3 rRNA genes are annotated in these 5249 nt (G+C 63.6%); all 3 read right to left on the reverse strand.

The window, feature by feature from the left end:
• Window positions 1–20: 20 nt before the first annotated feature.
• The 3 genes from rrf to DWY05_RS07490 all read right to left on the reverse strand — a co-directional run bounded on the left by rrf (window position 21) and on the right by DWY05_RS07490 (window position 5158).
• A 5S ribosomal RNA gene (gene rrf, locus DWY05_RS07475) occupies window positions 21–136 on the reverse strand.
• Window positions 137–283: 147 nt separating this feature from the next.
• Window positions 284–3257, reverse strand: a 23S ribosomal RNA gene (locus DWY05_RS07480).
• Between the two features lie 395 nt (window positions 3258–3652).
• Window positions 3653–5158, reverse strand: a 16S ribosomal RNA gene (locus tag DWY05_RS07490).
• The 16S, 23S and 5S rRNA genes sit together here, the layout of an rRNA operon.
• Window positions 5159–5249: the final 91 nt, after the last annotated feature.

Consider the following 5249-nt stretch of genomic DNA (forward strand, 5'->3'; position numbering starts at 1 on the left):
ACGGCTCGGTGCCGTCCACCGGTCAGCGGCGCCCTGGCCTCCCACGGGCTGACCCCGCAGTACTCTCGGCGCGATGGGGCTTAGCTTCCGGGTTCGGAACGGGACCGGGCGTGCCCCCCATGCTCTGGCCGCTGACCGGTGGGCGGCGCCCACCGTTCACGGTGTCCTGGGTCTCATCTACGTGCCCTGGGGGCCGCATGGCGCATAGGGGAGGTGACTCGGGGGCATCCTCGTGCCCGGACCGCGCGCATGAGCGCTGGGTCCCGCGGGCCGCGAGGTGCGGTTCCGGAAGAGCTCGGGCGATTAGTGCGGCTCGGCTGAGGGCGTCGCCGCCCTTGCACCTGCCGTCTATCGACCAGGTAGTCTACCTGGGCCCTTACCGGAAGGAGAACTAATCCCTGGAACGGCTTCCCGCTTAGATGCCTTCAGCGGTTATCCGCGCCGCACGCGGCTACCCGGCCGTGCCGTTGGTCGACAACCGGTTCACCGGAGGTGCGTCCACCCCGGTCCTCTCGTACTGGGGGCAGCCTCCATCGATTCTCCTGCGCCCACGGAGGATAGGGACCGAACTGTCTCACGACGTTCTGAACCCAGCTCGCGTACCGCTTTAAACGGCGAACAGCCGTACCCTTGGGACCTGCTCCAGCCCCAGGATGCGATGAGCCGACATCGAGGTGCCAAACCTTGCCGTCGATGTGGACTCTTGGGCAAGATCAGCCTGTTATCCCCGGAGTACCTTTTATCCGTTGAGCGACGGCCCACCCACTCGGGGCCGCCGGATCACTAGAGCCTGCTTTCGCACCTGCTCGGCTTGTGGGCCTCGCAGTCAAGCCCGCTTGTACTCTTGCATTCAAAAGGACGGTTGCCGACCGTCCCGAGCGGACCTTCGCGCGCCTCCGTTACCCTTTAGGAGGCGACCGCCCCAGTCAAACTGCCCGCCTGGCACGGTCCCCGAGCCGGTTGACGGCCTCGGGTTAGGACGCCGGTCGCGCGAGGGCAGTATTCCAAGGGCGGCTCCCCGGGGGCTGGCGCCTCCGGATCTGTGCCTCCTGCCTATCCTCTACACGCGGGACCAGCGGCCAATGCCAAGCTGCAGTGAAGGTTCACGGGGTCTTTCCGTCCTTCCGCGGGTAAGTCGCATCTTCACGACCAGTGCAATTTCACCGGGTCCATGGTCGAGACAGCGCCCAAGTCGTTGCGCCTTTCGTGCAGGTCGGAACTTACCCGACAAGGAATTTCGCTACCTTAGGACCGTTATAGTTACGGCCGCCGTTTACCGGGGCTTGGCTTCGGGGCTTCGCCGAATGGCTAACTCCTCCGCGTGACCTTCCGGCACCGGGCAGGCGTCAGACCCTATACGTCGCCTTGCGGCTTCTGCAGAGTCCTGTGTTTTTGGTAAACAGTCGCTTGGGCCTCTCCACTGCGGCCCGCCTCCGCTCCCCGGGCAAGCCGGTTCACGTACGCGCGGGCACCCCTTCTCCCGAAGTTACGGGGCCATTGTGCCGAGTTCCTTGACCATGGTTGACCCGATCGCCTCGGTATGTTCTACCCACCCACCTGTGTCGGTTTGCGGTACGGGCGCGCACGCGCCTGCCTAGGGGTTTTTCTAGGGACCTCGGGCTCACTCGCTTCGCTCAATCGCTTCGTCCGGAGCCTCGCCCTTCTGCGGACCGGATTTCCCTGGTCCGCGGGCCGCGCTCCATCACGGGGACGTCCAGAACCCCGCCGAGCCACCCCCATCCGTCGCCCCGTCGGTCGTAGCGCCGCGTGCGCGGTGCAGGAATGTCTGCCTGCTGCGCGTCGGCTACGCCTCCCGGCCTCGCCTTAGCCCCCGACTGACCCTGGGAGGATTAGCCTTGCCCAGGAAACCTCGGGTTCACGGCGGACGAGTTACTCTCTCGTCTCTCGCTACTCATGCCAGCATTCTCACTCCCATGCGCTCCACCGTCGGTCGCCCTCCGGCTTCTCCGCCCATGGGAAGCTCCCCTACCGATTCTGAAAATCAAAATCCCGCCGCTTCGGTGTCCAGCTTAGCCCCGTGTATTGTCGGCGCATGTCCACTCGACCAGTGAGCTGTTACGCACTCTTTGAATGGATGGCTGCTTCTAAGCCAACATCCTGGTTGTCTGGGCGGACGCACATCCTTTGCCACTCGGCTGGAACTTGGGGACCTTAGCGGGCGGTCCGGGCTGTTTCCCTCTCGAGCACACAGCTTAGCCCACATGCTCTGACTGCCGCGCTCTGGGCCGCCGGCATTCGGAGTTCGGTTGGATTCGGTAGGCGGCGAAGCCCCCTCGTCCATCCGGTGCTCTACCTCCGGCGGTGAACGCGCGACGCTAGCCCTAAAGCTATTTCGGGGAGAACGAGATATCTCCGGGTTTGATTGGCCTTTCACCCCTATCCGCAGGTCATCGCCGCCGTTTTCAACCGACGTGCGTTCGGCCCTCCACGGGGTCTTACCCCCGCTTCAGCCTGCCCACGGATAGCTCACCCGGCTTCGCGTCCGCGGCGCGGGACTCAAGTCGCCCTGTTAAGGCTCGCTTTCGCTCCGGCTCCCTTTCGGTTAACCTCGCCCCGCGCCAGCGACTCGCTGGCTCATTCTACAAAAGGCACGCCGTCACACCTTAAAAGGTGCTCCGACTGCTCGTGGGCGCACGGTTTCAGGTACTGTTTCACTCCCCTCCCGGGGTGCTTTTCACCTTTCCCTCACGGTACTGGTGCGCTATCGGTCACAGGGTAGTACTCAGGCTTGGATGGTGGTCCACCCAGGTTCGGACCGGGTTTCACGTGCCCGGCCCTACTCAGGGACCGCGTCGCGCCGTCCGGTCTGGGTTCGCGTACGGGGCTGTCACCCGCTGCGGCCGGCCCTCCCATGCCGTTCCGCTCCCCAGCCGGACCTGCGCCCGGGGGCGGCAGCCCCCGGATGCGCGGCCCTGCAACCCCGTCGGCGGAACCCCTGCCGGGTATGCCCGCTCGACGGTTTGGCCATCGGTCCCCTTTCGCTCGCCGCTACTCGGGGAGTCTCGAGATTGATTTCCTCTCCTCCGGGTACTTAGATGTTTCAGTTCCCCGGGTTGTCCTCCCCCCGCCTATGCGTTCAGCGGGGGGATATGCACACTGCTGTGCATGGGTTCGCCCATTCGGAGACCCCCGGGTCGAAGGATGTGTGCTCCTCGCCGGGGATTATCGCAGCTTGCCGCGTCCTTCATCGGCTCCCTGTGCCAAGGCATCCGCCGTGCGCCCGTGGTATCTTGCGGGACCGCATCGGGCCCGCGGGATATCCACGTGTCGCTAATTAATCTAATTAATCGATATCATGAATAGCGCTCGTATGTCGCAATTCGGGTATCTCATACCGCGGCACAGTCTTCACTGTGCTCGCGATCAGATGCTCCTCACTCATATATAAGTGAATTCTTCTTGTTTGGATCGGATGAATGATTGCTATCATTCTGTCTTTAAATCGCAGAAAAGAATCGAGTCTGGAAGAATACTCTTCCATCTCTCTCCTATCGCTATGCGGCTCTCAAGGTACGCGGGTGCGACCCCGGGGACCGGGTGCTGCGGGGACTTCCGGGCGACATCTACCGGACGGGCTCCTGCCCTCCATTCGAGTTAAAGTGTTTTCTCTCTAGAAGAAGTATCTCCCTAGAAAGGAGGTGATCCAGCCGCACCTTCCGGTACGGCTACCTTGTTACGACTTCACCCCCCTCACCCTCCACACCTTCGGCGCCTCCCCCCTCTCGGTTGGGCCGGCGACTTCGGGTGCAGACGACTCGGGTGGTGTGACGGGCGGTGTGTACAAGGCCCGGGAACGCATTCACCGCGGCATGCTGATCCGCGATTACTAGCAACTCCGACTTCATGGGGGCGGGTTGCAGCCCCCAATCCGAACTGGGGCCGGCTTTCCGGGATCCGCTCCCCCTCGCGGGGTGGCATCCCTCTGTACCGGCCATTGTAGCACGTGTGCAGCCCAGGGCATAAGGGGCATGATGACTTGACGTCGTCCCCGCCCTCCTCCGCCTTGACGGCGGCGGTCCCGCGTGGGTTCCCGGCATCACCCGATGGCAACACGCGGCGGGGGTTGCGCTCGTTGCGGGACTTAACCCAACATCTCACGACACGAGCTGACGACAGCCATGCACCACCTGTATGGGCTCCTCTCGGCCACGGGGTCTCGCCCGCTTCACCCATATGTCAAGCCCTGGTAAGGTTCTTCGCGTTGCTTCGAATTAAGCCACATGCTCCGCTGCTTGTGCGGGCCCCCGTCAATTCCTTTGAGTTTTAGCCTTGCGGCCGTACTCCCCAGGCGGGACGCTTAATGCGTTGGCTGCGGCACGGGGGGATCGTCCCCCCACACCTAGCGTCCATCGTTTACGGCTGGGACTACCAGGGTATCTAATCCTGTTCGCTCCCCCAGCTTTCGCGCCTCAGCGTCGGTCTCGGCCCAGAGGGCCGCCTTCGCCACCGGTGTTCCACCCGATATCTGCGCATTCCACCGCTACACCGGGTGTTCCACCCTCCCCTACCGGACCCAAGCCGCGGAGGTTCCGGGGGCTTCGGGGGGTTGAGCCCCCCGCTTCGACCCCCGGCCTGCCGGGCCGCCTACGCGCGCTTTACGCCCAATGAATCCGGATAACGCTCGCCCCCTACGTATTACCGCGGCTGCTGGCACGTAGTTAGCCGGGGCTTCTTCTGCAGGTACAGTCTTGACTCTTCCCTGCTGAAAGCGGTTTACGACCCGAAGGCCTCCGTCCCGCACGCGGCGTCGCTGCGTCAGGGTTCCCCCCATTGCGCAAGATTCCCCACTGCTGCCTCCCGTAGGAGTCTGGGCCGTGTCTCAGTCCCAATCTGGCCGGTCGGTCTCTCAACCCGGCTACCCGTTGTCGGCACGGTGGGCCGTCACCCCGCCGTCTACCTGATGGGCCGCGGAGCCATCCCCTCCCGTCGGGGCTTTAGCCGGGGTGCCATGCGGCACCCCGGGGTATCCGGTATTACCCGTCCTTTCGGGCGGCTATCCCGGGGGAGGGGGCAGGTTCTCCACGTGTTACTCAGCCGTTCGCCACTCGCTTCTATCCGAAGATAGGTGCCGTTCGACTTGCATGTGTTAGGCGCGCCGCCAGCGTTCATCCTGAGCCAGGATCGAACTCTCCGTCCAAAATAAATGGGCTTCGAGCCCGTCCGGTCCTCTCAGTTCATCGCTGATCGGTTCCGTTCGATTCATATGGTTTTAGTATAGGAAAAGGAAT

It is taken from the genome of Collinsella sp. AF23-4AC (assembly GCF_003462685.1).
Classification (GTDB): Bacteria; Actinomycetota; Coriobacteriia; order Coriobacteriales; family Coriobacteriaceae; genus Collinsella.